The sequence below is a fragment of the Peterkaempfera bronchialis genome (assembly GCF_003258605.2).
GTDB classification, from domain to species: Bacteria; Actinomycetota; Actinomycetes; order Streptomycetales; family Streptomycetaceae; genus Peterkaempfera; species Peterkaempfera bronchialis.
This window is the reverse complement of record NZ_CP031264.1, coordinates 1,813,811-1,835,401: the sequence shown is the minus strand read 5'-3', so window position 1 is coordinate 1,835,401 and position 21,591 is coordinate 1,813,811. Positions and strand designations below refer to the sequence as shown.

Annotated in this window: 21 protein-coding genes; 4 read left to right on the top strand and 17 right to left on the bottom strand. The window is 72.3% G+C overall.

What is annotated here, in order from left to right:
• Window positions 1-141: 141 nt before the first annotated feature.
• The 12 genes from C7M71_RS08055 to C7M71_RS08000 form a co-directional block, all read right to left on the bottom strand.
• Window positions 142-1,155: a DUF1996 domain-containing protein gene (locus tag C7M71_RS08055; RefSeq protein ID WP_229758610.1), complete on the bottom strand. Its 1,014-nt coding sequence runs from the start codon at window positions 1,153-1,155 to the stop codon at window positions 142-144.
• A gap of 99 nt (window positions 1,156-1,254) precedes the next feature.
• Window positions 1,255-2,292, bottom strand: a complete 1,038-nt coding sequence (locus C7M71_RS08050; protein ID WP_111491979.1) for a zinc-dependent alcohol dehydrogenase family protein — start codon at window positions 2,290-2,292, stop codon at window positions 1,255-1,257.
• 248 nt (window positions 2,293-2,540) lie between these two features.
• Window positions 2,541-3,569, bottom strand: coding sequence for a cation diffusion facilitator family transporter (locus C7M71_RS08045; protein WP_111491980.1), 1,029 nt, complete (start codon window positions 3,567-3,569; stop codon window positions 2,541-2,543).
• A 307-nt stretch (window positions 3,570-3,876) separates the two neighbouring features.
• Complete coding sequence (locus C7M71_RS08040; protein WP_111491981.1) at window positions 3,877-5,526, bottom strand: amidohydrolase; 1,650 nt, start codon at window positions 5,524-5,526, stop codon at window positions 3,877-3,879.
• Window positions 5,523-5,900 (bottom strand): cupin domain-containing protein, encoded by a 378-nt coding sequence (locus C7M71_RS08035; RefSeq protein WP_229758609.1) that lies wholly within the window; start codon window positions 5,898-5,900, stop codon window positions 5,523-5,525. The genes C7M71_RS08040 and C7M71_RS08035 overlap by 4 nt, the downstream gene beginning before the upstream one ends.
• A 16-nt stretch (window positions 5,901-5,916) precedes the next feature.
• Window positions 5,917-7,323: an NAD(P)/FAD-dependent oxidoreductase gene (locus tag C7M71_RS08030; RefSeq protein ID WP_111491983.1), complete on the bottom strand. Its 1,407-nt coding sequence runs from the start codon at window positions 7,321-7,323 to the stop codon at window positions 5,917-5,919.
• Complete coding sequence (locus C7M71_RS08025; protein ID WP_175607655.1) at window positions 7,320-8,498, bottom strand: ABC transporter ATP-binding protein; 1,179 nt, start codon at window positions 8,496-8,498, stop codon at window positions 7,320-7,322. Before C7M71_RS08025 ends, C7M71_RS08030 begins: the two co-directional genes overlap by 4 nt.
• Entirely contained in the window at window positions 8,488-9,279 is a 792-nt protein-coding gene (locus tag C7M71_RS08020) for an ABC transporter permease (protein WP_111491984.1), read from the bottom strand. The genes C7M71_RS08025 and C7M71_RS08020 overlap by 11 nt, the downstream gene beginning before the upstream one ends.
• Window positions 9,276-10,154: an ABC transporter permease gene (locus C7M71_RS08015; RefSeq protein WP_111491985.1), complete on the bottom strand. Its 879-nt coding sequence runs from the start codon at window positions 10,152-10,154 to the stop codon at window positions 9,276-9,278. The genes C7M71_RS08020 and C7M71_RS08015 overlap by 4 nt, the downstream gene beginning before the upstream one ends.
• Window positions 10,155-10,157: 3 nt before the next feature.
• Complete coding sequence (locus C7M71_RS08010; protein WP_111491986.1) at window positions 10,158-11,279, bottom strand: extracellular solute-binding protein; 1,122 nt, start codon at window positions 11,277-11,279, stop codon at window positions 10,158-10,160.
• Between the two features lie 69 nt (window positions 11,280-11,348).
• Complete coding sequence (locus tag C7M71_RS08005; RefSeq protein ID WP_111492454.1) at window positions 11,349-11,966, bottom strand: helix-turn-helix domain-containing protein; 618 nt, start codon at window positions 11,964-11,966, stop codon at window positions 11,349-11,351.
• Between the two features lie 196 nt (window positions 11,967-12,162).
• Window positions 12,163-13,230 carry an ABC transporter substrate-binding protein gene (locus C7M71_RS08000; RefSeq protein WP_111492455.1) on the bottom strand — a complete coding sequence of 356 codons (1,068 nt, stop codon included), beginning with the start codon at window positions 13,228-13,230 and terminating at the stop codon, window positions 12,163-12,165.
• A 123-nt stretch (window positions 13,231-13,353) separates the two neighbouring features.
• Between C7M71_RS08000 and C7M71_RS07995 the strand changes: the two genes are divergently transcribed.
• From C7M71_RS07995 to C7M71_RS07980, 4 genes are all read left to right on the top strand, one after another.
• Entirely contained in the window at window positions 13,354-14,397 is a 1,044-nt protein-coding gene (locus tag C7M71_RS07995) for a FecCD family ABC transporter permease (protein WP_111492456.1), read from the top strand.
• A complete protein-coding gene (locus tag C7M71_RS07990) occupies window positions 14,394-15,422 on the top strand; it encodes a FecCD family ABC transporter permease (protein ID WP_111492457.1) in 1,029 nt (342 codons plus the stop codon). Before C7M71_RS07995 ends, C7M71_RS07990 begins: the two co-directional genes overlap by 4 nt.
• A 176-nt stretch (window positions 15,423-15,598) precedes the next feature.
• Window positions 15,599-16,174, top strand: coding sequence for a TerD family protein (locus C7M71_RS07985; RefSeq protein WP_111492458.1), 576 nt, complete (start codon window positions 15,599-15,601; stop codon window positions 16,172-16,174).
• 32 nt (window positions 16,175-16,206) lie between these two features.
• Window positions 16,207-16,788, top strand: coding sequence for a TerD family protein (locus C7M71_RS07980; RefSeq protein ID WP_229758608.1), 582 nt, complete (start codon window positions 16,207-16,209; stop codon window positions 16,786-16,788).
• Between the two features lie 72 nt (window positions 16,789-16,860).
• Here C7M71_RS07980 and C7M71_RS07975 read toward each other — a convergent pair whose 3' ends face one another.
• From C7M71_RS07975 to C7M71_RS07955, 5 genes are all read right to left on the bottom strand, one after another.
• Complete coding sequence (locus C7M71_RS07975; protein ID WP_111492460.1) at window positions 16,861-17,622, bottom strand: GntR family transcriptional regulator; 762 nt, start codon at window positions 17,620-17,622, stop codon at window positions 16,861-16,863.
• A 76-nt stretch (window positions 17,623-17,698) separates the two neighbouring features.
• Entirely contained in the window at window positions 17,699-18,418 is a 720-nt protein-coding gene (deoC, locus tag C7M71_RS07970) for a deoxyribose-phosphate aldolase (RefSeq protein ID WP_111492461.1), read from the bottom strand.
• A gap of 62 nt (window positions 18,419-18,480) precedes the next feature.
• A complete protein-coding gene (gene rbsD / locus C7M71_RS07965; protein WP_111492462.1) occupies window positions 18,481-18,936 on the bottom strand; it encodes a D-ribose pyranase in 456 nt (151 codons plus the stop codon).
• A 67-nt stretch (window positions 18,937-19,003) separates the two neighbouring features.
• Window positions 19,004-20,533 carry a sugar ABC transporter ATP-binding protein gene (locus C7M71_RS07960; protein WP_111492463.1) on the bottom strand — a complete coding sequence of 510 codons (1,530 nt, stop codon included), beginning with the start codon at window positions 20,531-20,533 and terminating at the stop codon, window positions 19,004-19,006.
• On the bottom strand, window positions 20,530-21,552 hold the full coding sequence (locus C7M71_RS07955; protein ID WP_111492464.1) for a sugar ABC transporter substrate-binding protein: 1,023 nt from the start codon (window positions 21,550-21,552) through the stop codon (window positions 20,530-20,532). Before C7M71_RS07955 ends, C7M71_RS07960 begins: the two co-directional genes overlap by 4 nt.
• Window positions 21,553-21,591 lie beyond the last annotated feature (39 nt).

The following is a 21,591-nucleotide window of genomic DNA, read 5'->3' as shown; positions in this document are numbered from 1 at the left end:
GTCCTCAGCTGCACCGGCATCTGGTGCAGGCGTTGTTGTCGAGGTGCGTCGCGCAGAACACGGCTGAGCGCCCGCAAAGGGTTCACCGCCACGGCAGCCGGTCCGGTGACACATCTCACGCCGCCCGGGGGGCGGCGTGGTTCAGCAGCGGCGGCCCTGGTTGAGGCAGTCCGCCACCCGGGCCATCTGCCGGTCCGACATCTCATCCACAAAGACCGCGTGCTCGGTCACCGGGCTGCGCCGCTGCTCCGGGAAGGAGTCCAGCGCGAACGGAGCCCCGGACGGCATCTCGTACGCGACGACGACGCGCAGCTGCGGCACGGCGAAGGTGCCGTGCGGGCAGACCCCGTTGGCCGCCGGGAACACCGCGTGGTCGCGGTGGTCCGGGCTGTCGGTGTGCAGGCCGTCCCAGCAGCTGGGGAAGTCCAGCGTGCGGGTGAGCCGGCTGCCCTCCGGGCAGCGCGGGTACAGCTCGGTGCTGCGGCCGGGCAGGCCGCTGCACCCCCACGCGGCCCTGGTCAGGCTCCCGTCGGAGGTGGCGGCCACCGGGTCGCCGGTCAGCAGCCGCAGCCCGTGCGGCATCGGCACCACCGGGCTCACCGGACTGCCCCGGAACTCCACCCGCACCGAGACCGGCTCCAGGATCCGCCCGGTGTTGCCGTGGGCCCCGCTGCCCGGGCCGCCGCTGCGGTCCAGGCGGCGCAGCACCGGCCAGTAGAAGGTCGACCGGTCGCCGTCGGTGCAGGTGGTGGCCGCCGCCTCCAGGCTCGCGTCGGTCGAGAACGCGTTGGTGGAGAGGTTGCCCACATAGTCGTGGGTGTGGTGCGCCCCGTCGGTGATCCCGGGCGAGGTCACGACATTGTCCGAATTGCGATGCCCCTCGGCGTTCCGCCCGCAGTCCTCGGCGAAGGAGCCGGTGGACGCGTCCGGGCCGTTCGGCGGCGCGGGCGCGGCGGGGGCCACGGTACGCAGATCCACATAGTCCTGGGGCGGCGGCTGCTCCCCACCGGCGACCGCCACCGCGGCGGCGGCCCGGCCGAACGGCCACTCGGCACCCGTCAGCGCCAGGACGCCCAGGCAGAGTGACCCCAGGACGCCCAGGATCACAAGGGTCCGGCCCAGTTTGCCGGCGCCGACCAGGATTCCGCTGCGCACTGCGGGAGTGTTACACCCGCACCAGCGATCGTCAAACTTTCTACCATCTCCGCGGCGCAAAGGCGGCTCGGGCCACAGGCATCGACGCCGGGCCGCGCGTCAGGGGGTGACCATGACCTTCAGCGCCTCGCGCTGGTCCATCGCCCGATAGCCCTCGGGCACCTCCTCCAGGGACACCGTGCGGTCGAAGACGCGACCGGGCTCGACGGTGCCGTCCAGCACGGCGGGCAGCAGCTGCTCGATGTAGGCGCGCACCGGGGCCGGGCCACCGGTCAGGGTGACGTTCGGGCCGAAGAGGCTGCCGAATCCGATCGGAGCGTTCTCGTACTGCGGCACGCCGACCCGGCTGATCACCCCGCCGGGGCGCACGGCGCCGACGGCCATCTGGTAGGCCGGCAGGTGCCCGACGGCTTCCAGCACCGCGCGGCTGCCGTGGCCGCCGGTCAGTTCGCGCACCTTGGCGATGCCCTCCTCGCCGCGCTCGGGGACGACATCGGTGGCGCCGAAGAAGCGGCCCAGGTCGGTGCGGTCCCGGTGGCGGCCCATGAGGATGATCCGCTCCGCGCCGAGCTGCTTCGCGGACAGGACGGCGAGCAGGCCGACGGCGCCGTCGCCGATGACGGTGACCGTGTCACCCGGGCGGACGCGGGCCTGGTGGGCGGCGTGGTGGCCGGTGCCGTACACATCGGCCAGGGTCAGCAGCGACGGCAGCAGCGCCGCATCGACATCCGCCGGCAGCTTCACCAGAGTGCCCTGCGCCTGAGGGACGCGCACCGCCTCGGTCTGGGCGCCGCCGATGCCTCCGACGGCGAAGAAGCCGCCGTTCGGGCAGGAGGTGTGCAGGCCCTCGCGGCAGAACTCGCAGGTGTTGTCCGCGAAGGCGAACGGGGAGACCACCAGGTCACCGCGGGTGAACCCGGAGACCTCGGAGCCCACCTCCTCCACGATGCCAAGGAACTCGTGCCCCATCGGCGCAGGGCCCTCCGACGCCGGCATGGTGTGGTAGGGGTGCAGGTCACTGCCGCATACGCAGCTGCGCACAATGCGCACCACCGCGTCGGTGGGGTGTTCGATGACCGGGTCGGGCGCGTTCTCGACGCGCACATCGCCGGCTTTGTACATGAACGTTGCCCGCATGGGGACACCTCACTTTCCCGGGCCCTCCCACAGGGTCAGGTGCTGTGTGCGGACTCGTGCTGCGGGCGGCCGGATGCCTCGGCGCCTCCGCCGGTTCCTCGCTGCTCAGCCCGTTCAACCTGATCAGGCTGCGATCCCGGGGCGAATGGCTTCTTCCGGAGCCTCGGGTTCCAGGCTTGCATCCGGGTTGGTGACGCGCAAAGGCGGAGGGCTTCACCGCACAGGCCGTTGACCCGCCGACTCGGGGGTCAGTGTTCGTGGGGGCCGGGGCGGTGGATGGGGCCGTGGGGTTCTTCGCAGTGCGGGTCGGTGGGCGGGGTGGAGCGGCGGGGGGTGATGTGGAGGAGGTCGGTGTCCGGGTCCTCGCCGAGGTGGTCGACCTGGAGGGTGGTGTGGGTGATGCGGTAGTCGTTCCGCAGCATCCGCTGGAGTTCCCGCCGTACGGCGTGGCAGTCGCCGTCCGGGACGACCAGGATGTGGGCGGAGAGCGCGGACTGGCCGGAGGTGATCTGCCACAGGTGCAGGTCGTGGACCTCGGCGACCCGGCCGACGGCGGCCAGCCGGTCGCCGAGGTCGTTCGGGTCGATGTCGACCGGGGCGGCCTCCAGGAAGATCCGCCCGGAGTCGCGGACCAGCCCGAACCCGGCGCGCAGCATCAGGGCGACCACCACCAGGGAGGCGATGGCGTCGGCGCGGGCGAACCCGGTGGTCACGATGACGGCGCCGGCGATCAGGGTGGCGATGAAGGCGTACAGGTCGGTGAGGATGTGCTGGAAGGCGCCCTCGACATTGAGGGAGGTCCGGTTGGCCTTGGAGATCGCCCAGGTGGCGGCGAGGTTCACGGCCACTCCCACCAGTGCGGTGATCAGCACCAGGCTGCCGGTGACCTCCGGAGGCGAGATCAGCCGCCGGACCGCCTCATAGCCGAGCCAGAGCGAGAGCAGCAGCAGGGTGAGGCCGTTGGCCTGCGCCGAGAGGATCTCCGCGCGCTTCAGGCCGTAGGTGTAGCTGCCGCGCGCCGGGCGGGCGGCCAGCCGCATCGCCACCAGCGCCAGCAGGATGGAGACCGCGTCGGTGAGCATATGGACGGCGTCCGAGATCAGCGCCAGCGACCCGGCCACCACGCCGACGATGACCTCGCCTGCCATGAAGACGGTGATCAGGGTGAGGGCGATGACGAGCCAGCGCCGGTCGCCGTCCGCCGCCACCCCGTGGTGGTGATGGCCGCCCTGCCCCGCCCCGTGCCCGCTGTGGTCGTGCTGGTCGTGGCTGTGCATCGGAAGCCGTCCTCTCGGAGCGGCGTCCCAGCCGCCCTCGACAGTGAAACGCAGAACGCCGGAAGATCCAAAGGCTGCACTGGTGACCGTTGTCGTTGCCTGACCCCGGCCCGAGCCTCAGCGGTCCGCGCGGACCGAGACGGCCGCGATGCCGTCGTCGGCGCCCGACGTGATGAGGCCCCCCGTGGCGCCGGACGGACTGCCGGAGACGACCATGTCCGATCACTTGTGGCAGCATAGTGCGACGGTTGACTACGCCCAGTGATTGAACGGTCGACTCGGCGGACGGCCGCCCGGCGCCGCCACCTCACTCCGCGTGGACGACCGTCCCGGCCACCATGGTGAGCACCGCGCGGGTCCCGGCCACTCCGGCGGCGGGGTCGAACAGGTCCCGGTCGAGGACCGCCAGGTCCGCTGCCATCCCCTCCCGTACCGTGCCGACCTCGGCGTCATTGCCGTTCACCCAGGCCGAGCCCGCCGTGTAGGCGCGCAGGATGTCGGCCAGCCCCAGCCGCTCCTCCGGCAGGAACGGCCGGTCGGCGCCGGGGTGCCCGGAGTGCGCCGAGCCGGGCGGCTCGGTGCGGTGCACGGCGACATGCATGGCCTGCCACGGGTCGGCCGTGGTGACCGGCCAGTCGCTGCCCCCGGCCAGCCGGGCGCCGCTGTCCAGCAGCCGGCGGAACGGGTACTGCTGACCGGCCCGCCGCTCGCCCAGCATCGGGTTGGTCAGCTCGTCGGTCTGCGGGTGGTGGGTGGCCCAGAGCGACTGGACGTTGGCCGTCACCCCCAGCTCGGCGAACCGGCCGATGTCCGCCTCGTCCACCAGCTGCACATGCGCGATGTGGTGGCGCCGCTCCCTGGCACCGCCCGCCCGGACCGCCGCCGCGACCGCGTCCAGGCACTCGCGGACCGCCCGGTCCCCGATCGCATGGAAGTGCACCTGGAACCCGGCCGCGTCCAGCCGGGTCACCGCCTCCGCCAGCAGCTCGGCGGGCACATGGGAGCGGCCGAGGTTGCCGGTCGCGCACCCGCAGGAGTCCAGGTACGGCTCCAGCAGCGCACCGGTGGCGCTCTCCAGTACCCCGTCCTGCATCACCTTCACCGCACCGGCCCGGAACCGGCGGCCCGGTTCGCCGCGCCGGGCGACCAGGTCGTCGATCTGCTCCAGGCCACGGTCGCGGTCCCACCACAGCGCCCCGGTCACCCGGGCCTCCAGCAGCCCGCTCGCATCCGCCTGCCGGTACGCGGCCAGGGTGTCGCCGGCCCCGCCGTACGGGCCCACGATGGCGTCCTGCCAGCCGGTGATGCCATAGCGGAAGAGCATGGCCTGCGCATGGCCGAGCGCCCGCAGCTGCTCCTCGGCGGTGTCCTCCGGCAGCACCCGGGCCACCAGGTCCATCGCTCCCTCGTGCAGCACTCCGGTGGGGCGGCCGTCCGCGTCCCGCTCGATCCGCCCGGCGGCCGGGTCCGGCGTGGCCGCGTCGATCCCGGCGCACGCCAGCGCCGCCGAGTTGACCCAGGCCGAGTGGTGGTCGGAGTTGGGCAGGAAGACCGGCCGGTCGGGCACGGCGGAGTCCAGCAGTTCGCGGGTCGGCCAGCCGCCCGGGAAGCAGTCCATGGCCCAGCCGCCGCCGCGGATCCACGGCTGCCCGGGGTGCGCCGCCGCGTACTCCCGGACGGTGGCGACGCACTCCTCGGCGTCGGCGGCCCCGGTCAGGTCGCAGCGCAGCGCCTCCAGGGCGCCCCAGACGGGGTGGATGTGCGCGTCCTGGAGACCCGGGACCAGGGTGCGACCGGCCAGCTCGAACACCTCGACCGGCCCGGAACCGGCGGCCCGGCGCACCTCGGCGTCGTCGCCGACGGCGGTGATCCGGCCGCCGGAGACGGCGACGGCGGACGCCTCGGGCCGCTCCGGGTCGCCGGTCCACACCCGGCCGCCGCGCAGGATCAGCGTCATGCGCCCACCGCCGCGTGGGTGCGGACCAGGTACACCTTGCGGATGGTCTCGTGCACCTGCCAGGTGCCCCGCCACCCGGCGGGCATCACCAGCGTGGAGCCGGGCCGCAGTTCGACGTCGGCCCCGCCCTCGGTGTACACGGTGGCGGACCCGGAGACCACCTGGCAGATCTCGTCATAGCCGTCGCGGACGGCGGTGAAGCGGCCGGGGCCGCACTCCCAGACGCCGACCTCCACCAGGCCGTCGGCCGACTCCCAGGTGGTCAGGGTCGCCTCCAGCTGGCCGTCGACGCTGGTGGGCTTGGGCAGGGCGGGGGGCAGCACGACGGTCGAGGCGTCCGCCAGCCAGAAGGGGGCGGTGGCAGTGGTGTCCACAGGGCATCGGCTCCTTTCAGCGCCCGCTGATGACATTGGCGAGGCGCGCGATGGCTGAGGTGCGGGCCAGGCCCGAGTTCTCGTGCCGGTCGGCGGCGCGGTAGGCGACATAGAGGCTGCGCACGCCCAGCCAGCGCAGCGGCTCGGGCTCCCAGCCCCGGACCCGGCGGCCGACCCAGGGCAGCCGCACCAGGTCGGTGTCCTGACGCAGGATCAGGTCGCGCAGGGTGCGGCCGGCCAGGTTGGTGGTGGTCACCCCGTGCCCGACATAGCCGCCCGCCCAGCCGAGGCCGGTCCGCTGGTCGAGGTGGACGGTGGCGCACCAGTCGCGCGGGACGCCCAGCACGCCGGACCAGGTGTGGTCGATGGCGGTGTTCCGGGTGGCCGGGAAGTGCTGCCGCAGGATGGCCTGCAACTGGAGCTGGGTGGCGGTGCGGGTCTCGCCCCGCTGGTCGACGTGCGAGCCGTACATATAGGGGATGCCGCGCCCGCCGATGGCGATCCGCCCGTCGGTGGTGCGCTGGATGTAGCAGTAGGAGTTGGCCTCGTCGCCGATCAGCTCGGCGCCGCGCCAGCCGATCTCGTCCCAGACCGACTGCTCCAGCGGCTCGGTGACGATCATGCTGCTGTTCATCGGGAGCCAGTCCCGGTGGCTGCCGCGCAGCCCGGCGGTGAACCCTTCGAGCGCCCGGATGACATTGGTCGCGCGGACGGTACCGAGCCGGGTGACGGCCTCGCCCGGGCGGATCTCGGTGACCTCGGTGCCCTCGTAGATCGCCACGCCCATCCGCTCGACCACGTCGGCCAGCCCCCGGACCAGCTTGGCCGGCTGGATGCGGGCGCAGTGCGGGCTCCACTGAGCGCTGCGGGCCCCGGCGACCCGGACCCGCTCGGCGAGCTGGTCGGCGTCCAGCTCCACCAGGTCGTCCTCGCCCCAGCCCTCGGCGCGCAGCGACGGCAGCCGGTCGCGCAGCCGCTGCTGCTGCGCGGCGTTGGTGGCCACATGCAGCAGGCCGTCCTTGCGGATGTCCGCCTCGATGCCCTCGGCGGCGGCGACCCGGATCACCTCGTCCACCGAGGAGAACATCTCCCGCTGCATGGCGACGGCGGCCGGCCAGCCGTGCGCCTTGGCGTAGCGGTGCATCTGGCCGGGCGGTTCGGCGCTCAGCCAGCCGCCGTTGCGGCCGGAGGCGCCGAACCCGGCGAACTCCTTCTCCAGCACGGCGATCCGCAGGTCGGGCTGGGCCTGCTTGAGGTAGTAGGCGGTCCAGAGGCCGGTGAGGCCGCCGCCGACGAGGGCGACATCCACGTCCAGGTCGCCGGGCAGCGCCGGGCGCCGGGCGGGGAGGCCGCCCTCCCGGTACCAGAAGGAGACGTCCCCGTTGACGAAGGTGGGGCTGGTGGCGGGTGCGGTGCTGGTCATCTTCCGCTCTCTGCTGCGAGGGCGACCGGGACCCGGTCGCCGGGGGTGGTGGGGGCGGCGGCGGTGGCGGGCGCGTCGTCGAGCAGGACTCCCCGCTCGACGTCCCAGACCACGGTGACCTCGTCGCCGTGGCGGACCGCCGAGAGCCGGTCGGCCTGTTCGCGGGCCAGCAGCACGGTGCCGTCGGGCAGGGCCAGTTCGAGCTTGCGGCCCGAGCCGAGGTAGATCTCCTCGACCACCCGGGCGGGCAGCGCGTTGACCCCGGGCGCCACCGGGGCTGCGGCCGGCTGCACCCGCAGGTGCTCGGGCCGGACCACCACGGCGGCGCTCGGTCCGCCGCCGGGCGGCCGGCCGGTGGCGCGTACGGTCCGGCCGCCCACCGTGACGAGGGAGTCGCCGCCGTCGGCCTGCACCGTGCCGCGCACCGTGGAGGACTCGCCGAGGAACTCGGCCACGAAGAGGCTGCCGGGCCGCTCATAGAGCTCGCTCGCGGTGCCGACCTGCTGGATGCCGCCGTCGTTGAAGACGGCGATCCGGTCCGAGAGGACCAGCGCCTCCTCCTGGTCGTGGGTGACGAAGACAAAGGTCGAGCCGACCTCGCGGTGCACCCGCTTGATCTCCATCTGGAGCGACTCGCGCAGCTTCTTGTCCAGCGCGCCGAGCGGTTCGTCCATCAGCAGCACGCTGGGCTCGTACACCACCGCCCGGGCCAGGGCGACCCGCTGCTGCTGCCCGCCGGAGAGCTCCCGGGGACGGCGGTGGCCGTAGCCGGTCAGCCGCACGGTCTCCAGGGCGGCGTCGACCATCTCCTTGCGGCGTGCCCGGGGCACCTTGCGCTGCTTGAGCGGGAAGGCGACGTTCTCCGCCACCGTCATATGCGGGAAGAGCGCGTAGTGCTGGAAGACCATGCCGATGTCGCGCCGGTGCGGGGGCAGGTCCTGCATCTGCACGCCGCCGATGGTGAGCGTGCCGGAGGTGGCGGCGGTGAACCCGGCGACGATGTTGAGCGTGGTGGTCTTGCCGGACCCGCTGGGGCCCAGCAGGGTCATGAACTCGCCCGGTTCGATGACCAGGGAGACGTCGTCTACGGCGACGGAGTCCGCATACTCCTTGCGCACCTGCGCCAACTCGATGCGGGCTCCGCGCGCCTTGATGAGGCTGGTCTCAGCGGACACGGTTCCTCCTGGCGGCGGTGAAGGTGGCGGCCAGCACGAGCACCGTGGTGAAGACGATGATCAGGGTGGCGGCCGCGGCGATGGTGGGGTCGGTGTCCCGGGTGACGCTGGCGAACATCCGTACCGGCAGGGTCTGGAGGTAGGGGCTCTGGATGAAGAGCGAGACCACGACCTCGTCAAAGCTGGTGACAAAGGCGAAGAGGGCGCCCGAGACCACCCCGGGGGCGATCAGCGGCAGCGTCACCTGCCGGATGGCGGCCCAGCGGCCGGCGCCGCAGATCATGGCGGCGTCCTCCAGCCGCCGGTCGAAGCCGCGCAGGCTCGCCGTCACCGGGATGATCACGAACGGCAGGGCCAGCACGGTGTGCGCGGCCACAAAGCCGAAGAGCGTGCCCAGCAGGTTGTAGCGGAGGAAGAGCGCATAGACGCCGATGGCCACCACCACGGTCGGCACGATCATGGGCGCCAGCAGCAGCCCGTACGAGCCCTTCACCCAGCGGGAGTCGGACCGGGTCAGCGCGATGGCGGCGGCGGTGCCCAGCACGGTGGCCACCACCGCGACCAGGGCGCCCACCTGGAGCGAGGAGAAGAGCGCGTCGGTCCACCGGGGGTCGGTGAAGAAGTTGGCGTACCAGCGGGTGGACCAGCCGCTCGGCGGGAAGACCAGCGACGCCTTGTCGGTGAAGCTCAGCGGGATCACCACCAGCGTCGGCGCGATCAGCCAGAGGCCCACCAGCACACTGAACGCCCAGAGCGCGATCCGCGCGGGTGCGGTCCTCATCGGGCACCTCCCCGGGTACGGGTGAACCGCAGGACGACACCGACCAGCCCCAGCAGGACCAGCGTCACGGCGAGCAGCACCATGCCCATCGCCCCGCCCCTGCCCCAGGCCAGCAACCCGTTGACCTGGGTGAAGATCTGCTGGGAGATCAGCGCCTGGTCGGGCGAGCCCAGCAGCGCCGGCGTCACATAGAAGCCCAGCGAGGTGATGAAGACGGTCAGCGCGCCGGCGCCCACGCCGGGCAGCGACAGCGGGACGAAGACCCGCAGGAACGCGACGGCCGGGCGGGCCCCCATGCCCTGCGCGGCGTTCAGCAGCCGGCGGTCGATCCCGCTCATCACCGCGTACAGCGGCAGCACCATGAACGGCATCAGCACCTGCGCCATCCCGATCACCACCCCGGTCGGGGTGCGGATCAGATGCAGCGGACCCAGTCCCACCGCGCCGAGCAGCCGGTTGACCACGCCGCTGTCCTGGAGCAGCACCACCCAGGCGAAGGTGCGCACCATCAGGCTGGTCCAGAACGGCAGCAGCACCAGCAGGGTGAGCCAGATCCGCTGACGGGCGCTGACCACGGTCATCAGATAGGCGTACGGATAGGAGAGCAGCAGCGTCACCAGGGTGACCACGGCGCCGACGGCCAGCGTGCGGACCAGGGTGGCGATGGCGACGTCACTGGTGAAGAACCAGGAGTAGTTCCCCAGGCCGGTGGCGGGTTCGGTGACGCTGCGCCAGGCCATCAGGCCGAGCGGCACCAGGAAGAGCACCGCCAGCAGGAGCAGCGCCGGCAGCAGCAGCCAGCCCCACCGGCCGCCGGCGCCCTTGGCACGCCGGCCGGCGGTGGCCGGGGAAGCGATCTCGATCAGGGCGGCCATGGGTCACCGGGCCAGCCAGTCGGACCACTTCTGGATGAGCTGCTCCTGGTTCTCGGCCCACCAGGCGTTGTCGACCTTGAGGGCCTGCGCCTGCCGCTCGGGGGTGGAGGTGAGGTACTCGGTGGCGGTCGGGTCCAGGGTCGGCTTGGCGTCGGAGTTGACCGGCGAGTACGAGGTCAGCTCGGTGAGCTTGGCCTGCTCGGAGGCGCCCAGATAGTAGTTGATCAGCGCCATGGCGGCCTTGGGGTTGCGGGCGCCCTTGGGGACGGCGAGCGAGTCCGAGATCGGCAGGAACTGGTTCCACTGCGGGGCGAAGGCGGCGCCGTTCTTCACCGCCGAGTAGGCGCGGCCGGACCAGACCATGGCCATCGAGACCTCGCCGGACTCCAGCAGCTGCTGGGAGCGGGCGCCGGTGTCCCAGAAGACCAGCGAGGAGCGGACGCTGGTGAGCTTCTTCAGGGCGCGGTCCACATCGAGCGGGAAGAGCTGGTCGGCGGCGACGCCGTCGGCGAGCAGTGCCGCCTCCAGCGGGCCGGGGGCCGCGTCCGACGCGACGCCGGGGATGGCGCGCTTGCCGGGGTAGGCGGCGGTGTCGAAGAAGTCGGCCCAGCCCTTGGGCGGATGGTCGCCGAACTTCTTCTTGTCGTACATCAGCACCATGCCGTAGGTCATGGCCGGCACCGAGCACTTGCCCACCATGTCCTTGGGCAGCTTGGAGGTGTCGACGATGGTGGTGTCCAGCGGCATCAGCAGCTTGCCGCACTCGCGCTCGGCCCAGATGGAGTCGGTGTCCACCACGTCCCAGGTGACAGTGCCCGAGTCGACCTGGGCCTTCAGCTTGGTGTAGTCGGTGGGGCCGTCGGAGAGCAGCTTCGCCCCGGACGCCGCCGCGAACGGCTTGACGGCGGCGGCCTCCTGGCCGTCCTGGTAGATGCCCCCGTAGGAGGCGAAGGTGAGGGTGACCCCGTCCAGGGCGCCCTTCTTCACCTGGCCGGCGGCGGCCGGTCCGGAGCCGAGGTCGATGTCGGCGGCGGCCGGGGCGCCGCCCGCGCAGGCGGTGAGCGCCAGCAGCAGGGCGCCGCCGACGGCGGTGGCTCCGAGGGTCTTTCCGTATCTGCTGGACATTCTGGACGTTCTGGGCATGGGGGTCTCCAGGGAGAGGGGAGAGGGGAGGGAGAAGGCGGCGGAGGGGGGTCAGTCCGGGGTGGGCGGGCTGATGATCCAGAGGACCTCGGCCGGGGCGTGGTGGTCGTTGACCACCCGGTGCGGGGTGGAGGAGCGGTACTCGATGCTGTCGCCGGTCTCCAGGACATGGGCCCGGCCGGCGAGTTCGACGCGCATGATGCCGCTCAGCACCAGGAGGATCTCCTGGGAGTCGCCATGGGTGTAGGCGTCGTCCCCGGTGGACGCTCCGGGCTCGAACTCGCCCGCGTAGACCTCCAGGTGGCCGAGCGGACGCTGGGAGATCAGGAACTTCCGGCTGCCCGGCTCGGTGTGCAGCATCGGGCGGTCGGCGCGCCGCACCACACGCGGCCCGGGGGTGCCGTTCTGGTCGAAGAGGTCGGCCACGGTGACGCCGAGCGCCGCTCCGATCCGCCGCAGCATGCCGATGGAGGCATTGGCCTGCCCGCGCTCCAGCTGGCTGAGGAAGCCGGGGCTGGCCTGGGCTGCCTCTCCCAGGGCGCGCAGCGACAGGCGCCGCATCATGCGGTACTCCCGGATGCGGGCGCCGAGCGCCACATCGGCGAGCGCGTCGGCATCGTCTCCCGGGGCGTCGTCTCCCGGGGCGTCGGGCGTCGAGCGATCGGTCATGGTGAACACCTGATTTGCCGTTAGCAAACATTTTGTTCGCTGGTGTGACACGGACCGTACGCCGAGGTGACCTGGAGCACAAGGGCCCACCGCTCCGCCTTCACCGGAACGTGACCGGAAACGCGACGACCGCCGCTGTCCCGGGCGGCGGGACAGCGGCGGTCGTCGGATGGTCGTCGGGTGGTGCGGTGGCCGGCTAGACCTTCCTGGCCTCGCCCAGCGCCTTGGCCAGCGTCTCCACCAGCGGGGCGCAGCCCGCGTAGGAGAAGCGCGGCTCGCTCAGCCAGGGGGTGACCTGGCCGGCCTTGACGGCGGGCAGCTGCGACCAGGCGGGCTTGGACGCCAGGTCCTTCGGCTGGAGGGTGCCGGTGCGGTTGTCCAGCAGGATCAGGTCGGCCGGGTAGCTGTCGGCCTTCTCCCAGCTGAGGTTCTCGAAGAAGCTGCCGGTGACCTTCTGCGGGACCACGAACTCCACGCCCAGGCTGCGGAAGTAGCTCAGGTCGGGGTAGACGCGCGGGTCGGAGAGGTAGAGCAGCTCGGGGCTGGCGGAGGCGGCCATCACCTTGACGCCGCCCCGCTGCTTGGCCGCCTTCCGCAGCGACTCGGCGGCGGCCTCGAAGCGCGCCTTGGCGGCGGTGACCCGCTCGGCCTTGAGGTCGGCGCCGAGCGCCTCGGCCAGCTCGGCATGGCGCCCGATGACCTCCGGCAGCGAGATCTTGGCGACATCGAGGGCCACGGACGGGGCCAGCGCCAGGATCTTGTCCTTGCTGCCGTCCGGCACGTACCAGAGGGAGTCCGGCTCCCACATGTCGGTGACCAGCAGCTCGGGGCGGAGCGCCGCGTACTTCTCCAGGTTGAACTCGCCCCAGGCGTTGCCGAGCACGGTCACCCGGTCGATGTCCAGGTCGCCCGCCTGGACGTCGGGCTTGCCGTCCTTGAGCCTGGTGGGGCCGAAGACCCCGGTGATCCGGTCGCCCGCCCCGAAGTCGTACAGCGCGGCGGCCGTGCCGGTGTAGGCGACGACGCGGGTCGGGGCGGACTTCAGCGAGGCCGTCTTCTTCCGGTCGTCGGTGAACGACCACGGCCCGGCCGCCGGCGTGGCCGACCCGGACCCGGCCCCGGTCCGGGACCCGGTCCCGGTTGCGCCGGACGCCGCGTCACCGCTGCTGCCGCAGGCGGCGGCCAGGGCGCCCAGGCCCACGGCGCCGCCCGCTACGAGGAGCGTCCGGCGGGTGAGGCGGCGGCTGGGTACGGCGTGCGTCATGGCAGGGTCTTTCTCTCGTACGTGCGGGACCGCCCGGAAGGCGGAACGGACCTTAGGTTAACCTAACCTAAGCGCCGCCCCGGTCGGGCGGTCCCCTCACCCCGGCCACCCCGGAGCCCGTACGTGACCCTCACCAAGGACCCGCAGACCGGCGGGACCGTGGCAGCCGCGCCCCCGCCCACCCGGCGGTACCGCGCCGCCGGCCTGCTCGGCGCCCTGACCCTGCTGCTCGCCCTCCTCGTCCTCAGCCTGGCCGTCGGAGCCAAGGCCCTCTCACCCGGCGAGGTGTGGCACGGCCTGCTCGACCCGGACAGCCCGGACTACACGGTGGTGCACCGGATGCGGCTGCCGCGCACCGCGCTGGGCCTGCTCGCCGGCGCGGCCCTGGGGCTGGCCGGCGGCGTGATGCAGGCCCTCACCCGCAACCCGCTGGCCGACCCGGGACTGCTGGGCATCAACGCCGGAGCCTCGGCCGCCGTCGTCTCCGCGATCTCCTTCGCCGGGATCACCACCTTCACCGGCTTCGTCTGGTTCGCCTTCCTCGGCGCCGCCGCGGTGTCGGTCCTGGTCTTCGCCCTGGGCGGCGGACGCGGGGCCACCCCGGCACGGCTGGCGCTCGCCGGAACCGCCGTCAATGCGGCGGTCTACTCCTACGTCAACGCCGTACAGCTGCTGGACACCGCCTCACTGGACCGGATGCGCTTCTGGACCGTGGGCTCGCTGGCCGGTCCCGAACCCGGCACCGCGAGCCAGGTCGCCCCCTTTGTGGCAGCCGGCGCGCTGCTCGCCCTCGCCCTCGCCCGCCCGCTCAACGCCCTCGCGCTGGGCGACGAGTCGGCCCGCGCGCTGGGCGCCCACCCCGCCCGGACCCGGGCCGCCGCCGTGGTCGCGATCACCCTGCTCTGCGGCGCGGCCACCGCCGCCTGCGGACCGATCGTCTTCGTCGGACTGATGGTGCCGCACCTGGTCCGCGCCCTCACCGGCCCCGACCTGCGCTGGCAGCTCCCGTACTGCGCGGCGCTCGCCCCCGCGCTGCTGCTCGGCGCCGACGTGCTGGGGCGGGTGCTCGCCCGGCCCTCCGAACTCCAGGTGGGGATCGTCACCGCGGTGCTCGGCGGCCCCTTCTTCCTCTACTTCGTCCGGCGCCGCAGGATGGTGACCCCATGAGCGTGCTGCGACTGCCCGGCCGCCGGTCCGTCGTCTACCGGCCCAGGGCGCTGGCGGTCGGCGCGGGATGCGCGCTGCTCGCCCTCGCCGTCGGGGTGGTCTCCCTGGGCAGCGGCGACTACCCGATGAGCCCGGCCACGGTGCTCCGCACCCTCGCCGGACACGGCACCCCCGGCGACGCCTTCGTCCTGGGCGAGCTGCGGCTGCCCCGGGTCGCCGCCGCCCTGCTGGTGGGCGCCGCGCTGGGGCTCAGCGGCGCGCTCTTCCAGTCCCTGGTACGCAATCCGCTGGGCAGCCCGGATGTGCTGGGCTTCACCCAGGGGTCGGCGGCCGGAGCGCTGACCGTCATCGTGGCGGCCGGTGGCAGCAGCCCGGCGGTCGCCGCGGGCGCGGTCGGCGGGGGACTGGCCACCGGGGCGCTGGTCCGGCTGCTGGCGGGGCGGCACGGCCTGCACGGCCAGCGGCTGATCCTGGTCGGCATCGGCCTCGCGGCCATCCTCACCGGCGTCAACGGCTATCTGCTCACCCGCGCCGAGATGATGGAGGCCGCCCGCGCCGTCCTCTGGCTCACCGGCTCCCTCGACGGCCGCGACTGGAGCGACCTGCTGCCGCTCGCCGCCGCCCTGGCTGTGCTGCTGCCCGTGGTGCTCGGCCGCGCCCCGGCGCTGCGGATGCTGGAGACCGGCGACGACACGGCGTGCGCGCTGGGCGTGCGAGTGGAGCACACCCGCCTGGTGCTGCTGGCGTCGGCGGTGCTGCTCGCCTCGCTGGCCGCCGGGGCCGCCGGGCCGGTCTCCTTTGTCGCCCTGACCGCCCCCCAGGTCGCCCGTCGGCTGACCCGCACCCCCGGGCCCAATCTGCTGCCCTCCCTCTGTGTGGGCGCCGCCCTGCTGGCGACCGCCGACTGGGCCGGTCAGCGGCTGCTCACCGGCCATCAGCTGCCGGTCGGCGTGGTCACCGGGGTGCTGGGCGGCTGCTATCTGATGGGGCTGCTGGCCCGGGAGCGCAGGGCCGGGCGGATCTGACCGCCGGTCCGCCAGGTCCGTCAGGTCCGCCAGGTCTGTCAGGTCCGTCAGGTCCGCCAGGTCTGTCCGGGGCAGCGGGAACCGGGCGGGCGGCTCGGCCGTTGGCAAAGCCGGAGCAAAGTTGATCAGGCGGCGGTTTGCCCGCCTGGCCGCAGCAGTGAAGAGGAGAAGACGCCGTGGGAGTAAGCCTGTCCAAGGGCGGCAATGTCTCGCTGACCAAGGAGGCACCCGGACTGTCCGCCGTGCTGGTCGGCCTGGGCTGGGACGTCCGCACCACCACCGGAGCCGACTTCGACCTGGACGCCAGCGCCCTGCTGTGCGACGCGTCCGGGCGGGTGCTCTCGGACCAGCACTTCGTCTTCTTCAACAACCTCAGGAGCCCGGACGGCTCGGTGGAGCACACCGGCGACAACCTCACCGGTGAGGGAGAGGGCGACGACGAGGTCATCAAGGTCGACCTGGCCCGGGTCCCGGCCGAGGTCGCGAAGATCGTCTTCCCGGTCTCCATCTATGACGCGGAGGGGCGCGGGCAGAGCTTCGGCCAGGTCCGCGAGGCGTTCATCCGGATCGTCAACCAGACGGGCGGCGCCGAGATCGCCCGCTACGACCTCTCCGAGGACGCCTCCACCGAGACCGCCATGGTCTTCGGCGAGCTCTACCGCAATGGCGCCGAGTGGAAGTTCCGCGCCATCGGCCAGGGCTATGCCTCCGGCCTCGCCGGGATCGCGGCCGACTTCGGCGTCAACGTCTGACCGCGCCGGGATTCCGGACCAGGGAGCGAACAGTGACGGGCGTGAGCCTCGCCAAGGGCGAGAACACCGTACTCAACCGGGACGGCACCCCACTGGCCGACGTCACCGTCGGCCTCGGCTGGGACGTACGCGACGACGCCGGGCCGGACGTGGACCTCGACGGGTCCGCGATCGTCTGCGGGGCGGACGGCAAGGTCCTCTCCGACCAGCACTTCGTCTTCTTCAACAACCTGAGCAGCCCGGACGGTTCGGTGCGCCACTCCGGCGACAACCGGACCGGCGAGGGCGAGGGCGACGACGAGAAGATCGCCGTCGACCTGGACGGCCTCGGCCCGGAGGTCCACCAGGTGGTCTTCACCGTCTCGATCTACGACGCCGAGGCCCGTTCCCAGGCCTTCGGCCAGGTCGAGGACGCCTACATCCGGGTGGTCGACAACCTGACCGGCCGGGAGATGTGCCGCTATGAGCTGAGCCTTGACGCGGCGACGCAGACCGCCATGGTCTTCGGGGCGCTCTACCGCCGGGGTGGCGAGTGGAAGTTCCGCGCCATCGGGCAGGGCTATGACACCGGCCTCAAGGGCATCGCCGAGGACTACGGCGTCGACGTCGGCTGAGCCGCCGGGGCCTGGCCCTCCGGGGCCAGGCCCACGCGCCGCCGAGGCGCCGCCGACCGGTGACCGGGTGGGTCATCGGCGCAGCAGCAGCGAGGTGACCCGCAGCCGGCCGCTGTGGATCCAGACGTCGGAGTACTCCACCGGTCGGCCGTCGGCCAGGTAGGTGACCTGCTGGAGGTACTGCACCGGGCTGCCCGGCGCCAGGGCCAGCGCCTCCGCGACATCGGGGGAGGCGGCCTCCGCGCTGAAGGTACGGCGGGCCGTGGCGATCTTCAGCCCATAGGAGCCCTCCAGCACCCCGAAGAGGCTGGAGCCGGCGAAGTCCGCCTGCTCGATGCCCGGGGCGAGGTCCGTGCGTACGAAGTTGAAGAGCAGCGCGACCGGCCCTTCGGTGGTGCTGCGCACCCGCACCAGGCGCAGGACCCGAGTGTCCCCCGAGGCCAGATCGAGCAGGGCGGCAACGGGGCGGGGCGGGGTGATCAGGGAGCACTCCCGCACCTCCGTGGAGGTGACGACGCCCTGGCTGGCGAAGTCCTCCGACAGGGTGCTCAGCTTCTGGGCGATGGCCGGTTCGATCACCGTCGAGGTGACGAAGGTGCCGCGCCCCCGCACCTGCCGCAGCAGCCCCTCCTCGATGAGGGTCGCGAGGGCACGTCGCACGGTGCCCCGGCTGACGCCGAACTCCTGGGCCAGCTCGGGCTCGCTCTTCAGCCGGTAGTGCGCCGGCCACTCACCGCTTGCGATCCGCAACCGGATGTGTTCCGAGATCTGGACGTGGATCGCCGTGGGGACGTCGCGCCTGATGTCCGGAAGACCCCCTTCATCGGCCGTCACGGTGTGGCGTCTCCTCTCCGGAAGTGGATGCGCCATGTCCCGGCGCGAGAGTGCCCCGGGACATGGCGGCGGCCGATCAGTAGCTGACGGTGGAGTCGTCACCGGTGTCGGTGACGATGGCTATCCCGGCGCTGGTGCCGAGCAGTACGGCACCGGCACGCAGGAGCTCCAGGGACTGCCGGTAGGTCTTGATGGACCCGGACGCCTTCACCTGGACGCCGTCCCGGGCCCGGTCAACAAGGTAGCGAACACTCGTCGGGTTCGCTGTCTCGATCTGCCCACTGCTGGCGTTCTTCAGGAAGGAGGCACCGGCCTCCATCGCCAGTTCGACGGCTGCCTCCTTCTCCGCGTCGGTGAGCAGCGGCAGTTCCAGCATGACCTTGACGGGCAGGCCCGAAGCGCGGACCACGCCTGCGATGTCCTCCCGGAACTCGTTGTACATCCCGCTCTTGAGCCAGCCGACCTGCACGCCGATGTCGAGCTGGGTCGCGCCGAGCCGGGCGATCTCGGCGGCCTCTGCGGCCTTGCCCGCGCTGGTCATGACGCCGACGGCGGGGAAGTCCAGGGCCGACGCGACGCCGATCCCGGTCCCGCGCAGCTCGGCGGCCACGACCGGCAGCCAGGAAGCGGAGACCATGGCGGCGTTGAAGCCATGGGTGATCGCCTCCTGGGCGTGGGCGATCATGTCGTCCCGGGTCGCATTCGCCTCGATCCGGGTGTGCTGGATGTAGGGCGCCAACTCGGCGGGGCTGAGCGTCGGTTCGTCGACGGCGGTGGTGGTGACGGTCTCGGACACGGAGTTGTCTCCTGTGGTGGAAGCGATGGGATGGAGCGGCGGAGGGCCCGCCACGGACGGGGTCAGAGCTTGGACGCGTATGACTCGGGGACGATGACGCCCTCTCCGCCGAACCAGCGGGGGGCGTCCACCCCGCAGAAGAGGCCGATGTTGCCCCAGGGCTCGAAGGCGCCGGTACGGACCACGACCTTGGCCTCGCGGGCCAGCTCGCCCAGCACCTCGGCGTGCGGACGGGTGGTGAACTCGGCGTCGGGGAAGCGCTCCTGGAGCCAGGCGTCGAGCCTCGGGTTGTGGGAGGGCACATCCTCGGCCCGCACCACGCCCTCGACCACCAGCTCGTCGGCGATCAGCCCGAGCACGGTCCGCAGGTCCGGAAGGTTCTCGGCCACGGCCAGGTCGATGCGGTGCGCATCGCGGGGGATCGGGAATCCGGCGTCCACGACCAGCAGCAGGTCGGTGTGGCCGAGGGTGGCCAGCGCCCCGCTCAGTTCGGCGTTGAGGATGCCGCTGCGCTTCATGCTGGAGGTTCCTTTCGGAGAGGGTCGGAGAGGGTCGGAGAGGGGACGAGAGCGGTGTGAGCCGGTGTCAGGCGGCCGGTACCGCCCCGGTCGCCAGGGTCATGATGGATTCCTCGGTCGCCTCCGCCGTCTCGACGGTGGAGACCAGGCGGCCCTCGCTCATCACGGCGATCCGGTCGGTCAGGGTGAGCAGTTCGGGCAGGTCGGAGGAGGAGCAGAGGATCGCCAGGCCCTTCTCCGCCAGCGCGAACAGCTGCTCGTAGATCTCCGCCTTGGCCCCGACGTCCACGCCCCGGGTGGGCTCGTCGAGGATCAGCACATCGGGGTTGATCGCCAGCCAGCGGCCCAGCACGGCCTTCTGCTGGTTGCCGCCGGAGAGGCTGGTGATGGGCTGGCCCATGGTGGCGGTCTTGACCCGCATCCGCTGCGCCTGCTCGGCCGCCTGCCGGTCGAAGGCGCCACGGCGGATCAGACCGAACCGGCTGAGCGCCTTCGCGGTCAGCACCCCGACGTTCTCCCCGACGCTCATGGTGGTGAGCAGCCCCTGGGCGCGGCGCTCGCCCGGCACGAACGCCAGGCGGCGCTCCACGCTGGCGATCGGGTCGCGCCGCTCATAGGGCTCGCCCAGCAGCTCCACCGTGCCACCGGTGCCCCGGTCGCCGCCGAAGATGTTGTGCAGCAGCTCCACCCGGCCGGAGTCCGGCAGCCCGGCGACGCCGAGGATCTCCCCGGGCCGTACATCGAAGGAGACTCCGCGGTGCCGCCGCCCGCTCAGCTCCCGGACGCGCAGCGCCGGACGCATCGCCGGGTCGGGGCGTCGGTCCGCGCGGCGCGCGAACTGCCCCAGCTCCCGGCCGACCATGGCGGCGACCGCCTGGTCGGGGGAGGTCTCCGAGTTCCGCCAGGAGGCGACATGGGCGCCGTCGCGCAGCACCTCGATGCGGTCGGCCAGCCGGAAGACCTCCGGCATGCGGTGCGAGACATAGAGCATGGTCGTCCCGGCCGCCTTGAGGCTGCCCATCAGCGCGAACAGCCGCTCGGCCTCGGCCGGGGTGAGCATCGCCGTCGGCTCGTCCAGGATCAGCACCCGGCAGCCCCGGGCGACGGACCGGGCCACCACGACGAGCTGCTGCGTCGCCAGGTCCAGCGACCGCACGGGGGCGGCCGGGTCCAGCCGGAGGTCCATCCCGGCCAGGAGTTCGCTGGTGCGCTCCAGCATCTGCCGCCGGGAGGGGAACCAGCGGTGCCCCGGTTCCACGCCGCTGAGCACATTCTCCGCCACGCTGCGGTCGGGCAGCAGCGACAGCTCCTGAGGGACGATCGCCACGCCGTGCCGGTCGAGCATGGTGCTGGGGTCGAAGGAGGTGACCTCCTCGCCGTGGACGGTGACACTGCCGCTGCTGGGCGGCTGGAGACCGGCCAGGATCTTCAGCAGGGTCGACTTGCCCGCGCCGTTCTCGCCGAGCAGCGCGGTGACCTCTCCGGCGGGGACGTCGAAGGAGACATCGCTGAGGGCGCGGACCGGGCCGAAGTTGCGGGAGACGTTCCGGACGCGGATGGCGGGTGCGGACCCGGCGGCGGGGGTGGCGGCTGTCACTTCTCCACCGTGGCTTCCCCGAGGTTGTCGCGGGTGATGAACTGCGCGCCGGTGTTCACGCCGGTGATCTCGGTGCCCTTGGTGAGGAAGTCGTACAGCACCTTGACGGCCTCGTAGCCCTGCTTGGTCGGGTTCTGGCTGATGGTGAAGTCGAGCACGCCGCTGCGGATGTACTCGGCGGTCTGCGGGAGCAGGTCGAAGCCGCCCATGGAGATGGCGTCCTTGTCACCGGAGCGCGAGACCCACTTGGCCGCGGCGGTCGTGGAGCAGCAGTCGAGGCCGGCGACGGCCACCACACCGGACTGCCCGGACATCGTGGACTCGACGGTGTTGTACGCCGCGCTGGGCTCGTTGCCGACGTTCACCGGGCCGACGATCTCCAGGCCGCTGCCGGACAGGCCCTCCTTGAAGCCGTTGAACCGGTCGTGGGACCAGCCAGCGCCGGTGTCCACGGAGAAGACGACGACCTTGCCCTTGTCGGTCCCCTTCAGCTCCTCCAGGAGGCGCTTGGCCTGAGCCTCGCCCGAGCCCTTGAGGTCCTGGCCGACAAAGCCCATCTGCTTGGAGTCGGGGTTGTCGGTGTTGAAGGAGATGATCGGGATGCCCGCGTTGTACGCCTGGGCGATGACCGGCTTCAGCGCGTCGCTGGAGGCGGAGGAGACGGCGAGGCCGTCCACGGCCTTCTGCTGGATGAGCGTCTGGATCTCCGACACCTGCTTGGCGGCGTCACCGCCGGTGGGGCCTATGAGGGCGGTCTCGGCCCCCAGCTCCTTGCCCGCCTGCTTCATGCCCGCGCTGATCGGCGTGGCGAAGGCCAGGGAGGGGTCGTGGTAGCTGAGCTTGATCCGCATCGGCTTGCCGTCGTCGATCCGCTGCTGGATGTAGGAGGCGAGCTTGAAGGAGCCGTCGCTGGACTTCCCGCTGTCCGCGGAGGTGACGGCACCGCATGCGGTGAGGGTGAGGGCGGCCACCGCGGTGGTTGCGGCGAGCAGGCTTCTGACGAGGGTGCGAGGGGACATCAGGACTCCTTTGTCATGGAAGTGGCCCGGTGGGGGAAG

Coding starts and splice junctions, on each gene's coding strand:
- C7M71_RS08040 (WP_111491981.1), bottom strand. CDS start 5,526: ATGACGCTGATCCTGCGCGGCGGCCGGGTGTGGACCGGCGACCCGGAG.
- C7M71_RS08030 (WP_111491983.1), bottom strand. CDS start 7,323: ATGACCAGCACCGCACCCGCCACCAGCCCCACCTTCGTCAACGGGGAC.
- C7M71_RS08050 (WP_111491979.1), bottom strand. CDS start 2,292: ATGCGGGCAACGTTCATGTACAAAGCCGGCGATGTGCGCGTCGAGAAC.
- C7M71_RS08010 (WP_111491986.1), bottom strand. CDS start 11,279: ATGTCCAGCAGATACGGAAAGACCCTCGGAGCCACCGCCGTCGGCGGC.
- C7M71_RS07990 (WP_111492457.1), top strand. CDS start 14,394: ATGAGCGTGCTGCGACTGCCCGGCCGCCGGTCCGTCGTCTACCGGCCC.
- C7M71_RS08020 (WP_111491984.1), bottom strand. CDS start 9,279: ATGAGGACCGCACCCGCGCGGATCGCGCTCTGGGCGTTCAGTGTGCTG.
- C7M71_RS08015 (WP_111491985.1), bottom strand. CDS start 10,154: ATGGCCGCCCTGATCGAGATCGCTTCCCCGGCCACCGCCGGCCGGCGT.
- C7M71_RS07955 (WP_111492464.1), bottom strand. CDS start 21,552: ATGTCCCCTCGCACCCTCGTCAGAAGCCTGCTCGCCGCAACCACCGCG.
- C7M71_RS08005 (WP_111492454.1), bottom strand. CDS start 11,966: ATGACCGATCGCTCGACGCCCGACGCCCCGGGAGACGACGCCCCGGGA.
- C7M71_RS08000 (WP_111492455.1), bottom strand. CDS start 13,230: ATGACGCACGCCGTACCCAGCCGCCGCCTCACCCGCCGGACGCTCCTC.
- rbsD (WP_111492462.1), bottom strand. CDS start 18,936: ATGAAGCGCAGCGGCATCCTCAACGCCGAACTGAGCGGGGCGCTGGCC.
- C7M71_RS08045 (WP_111491980.1), bottom strand. CDS start 3,569: ATGCACAGCCACGACCAGCACGACCACAGCGGGCACGGGGCGGGGCAG.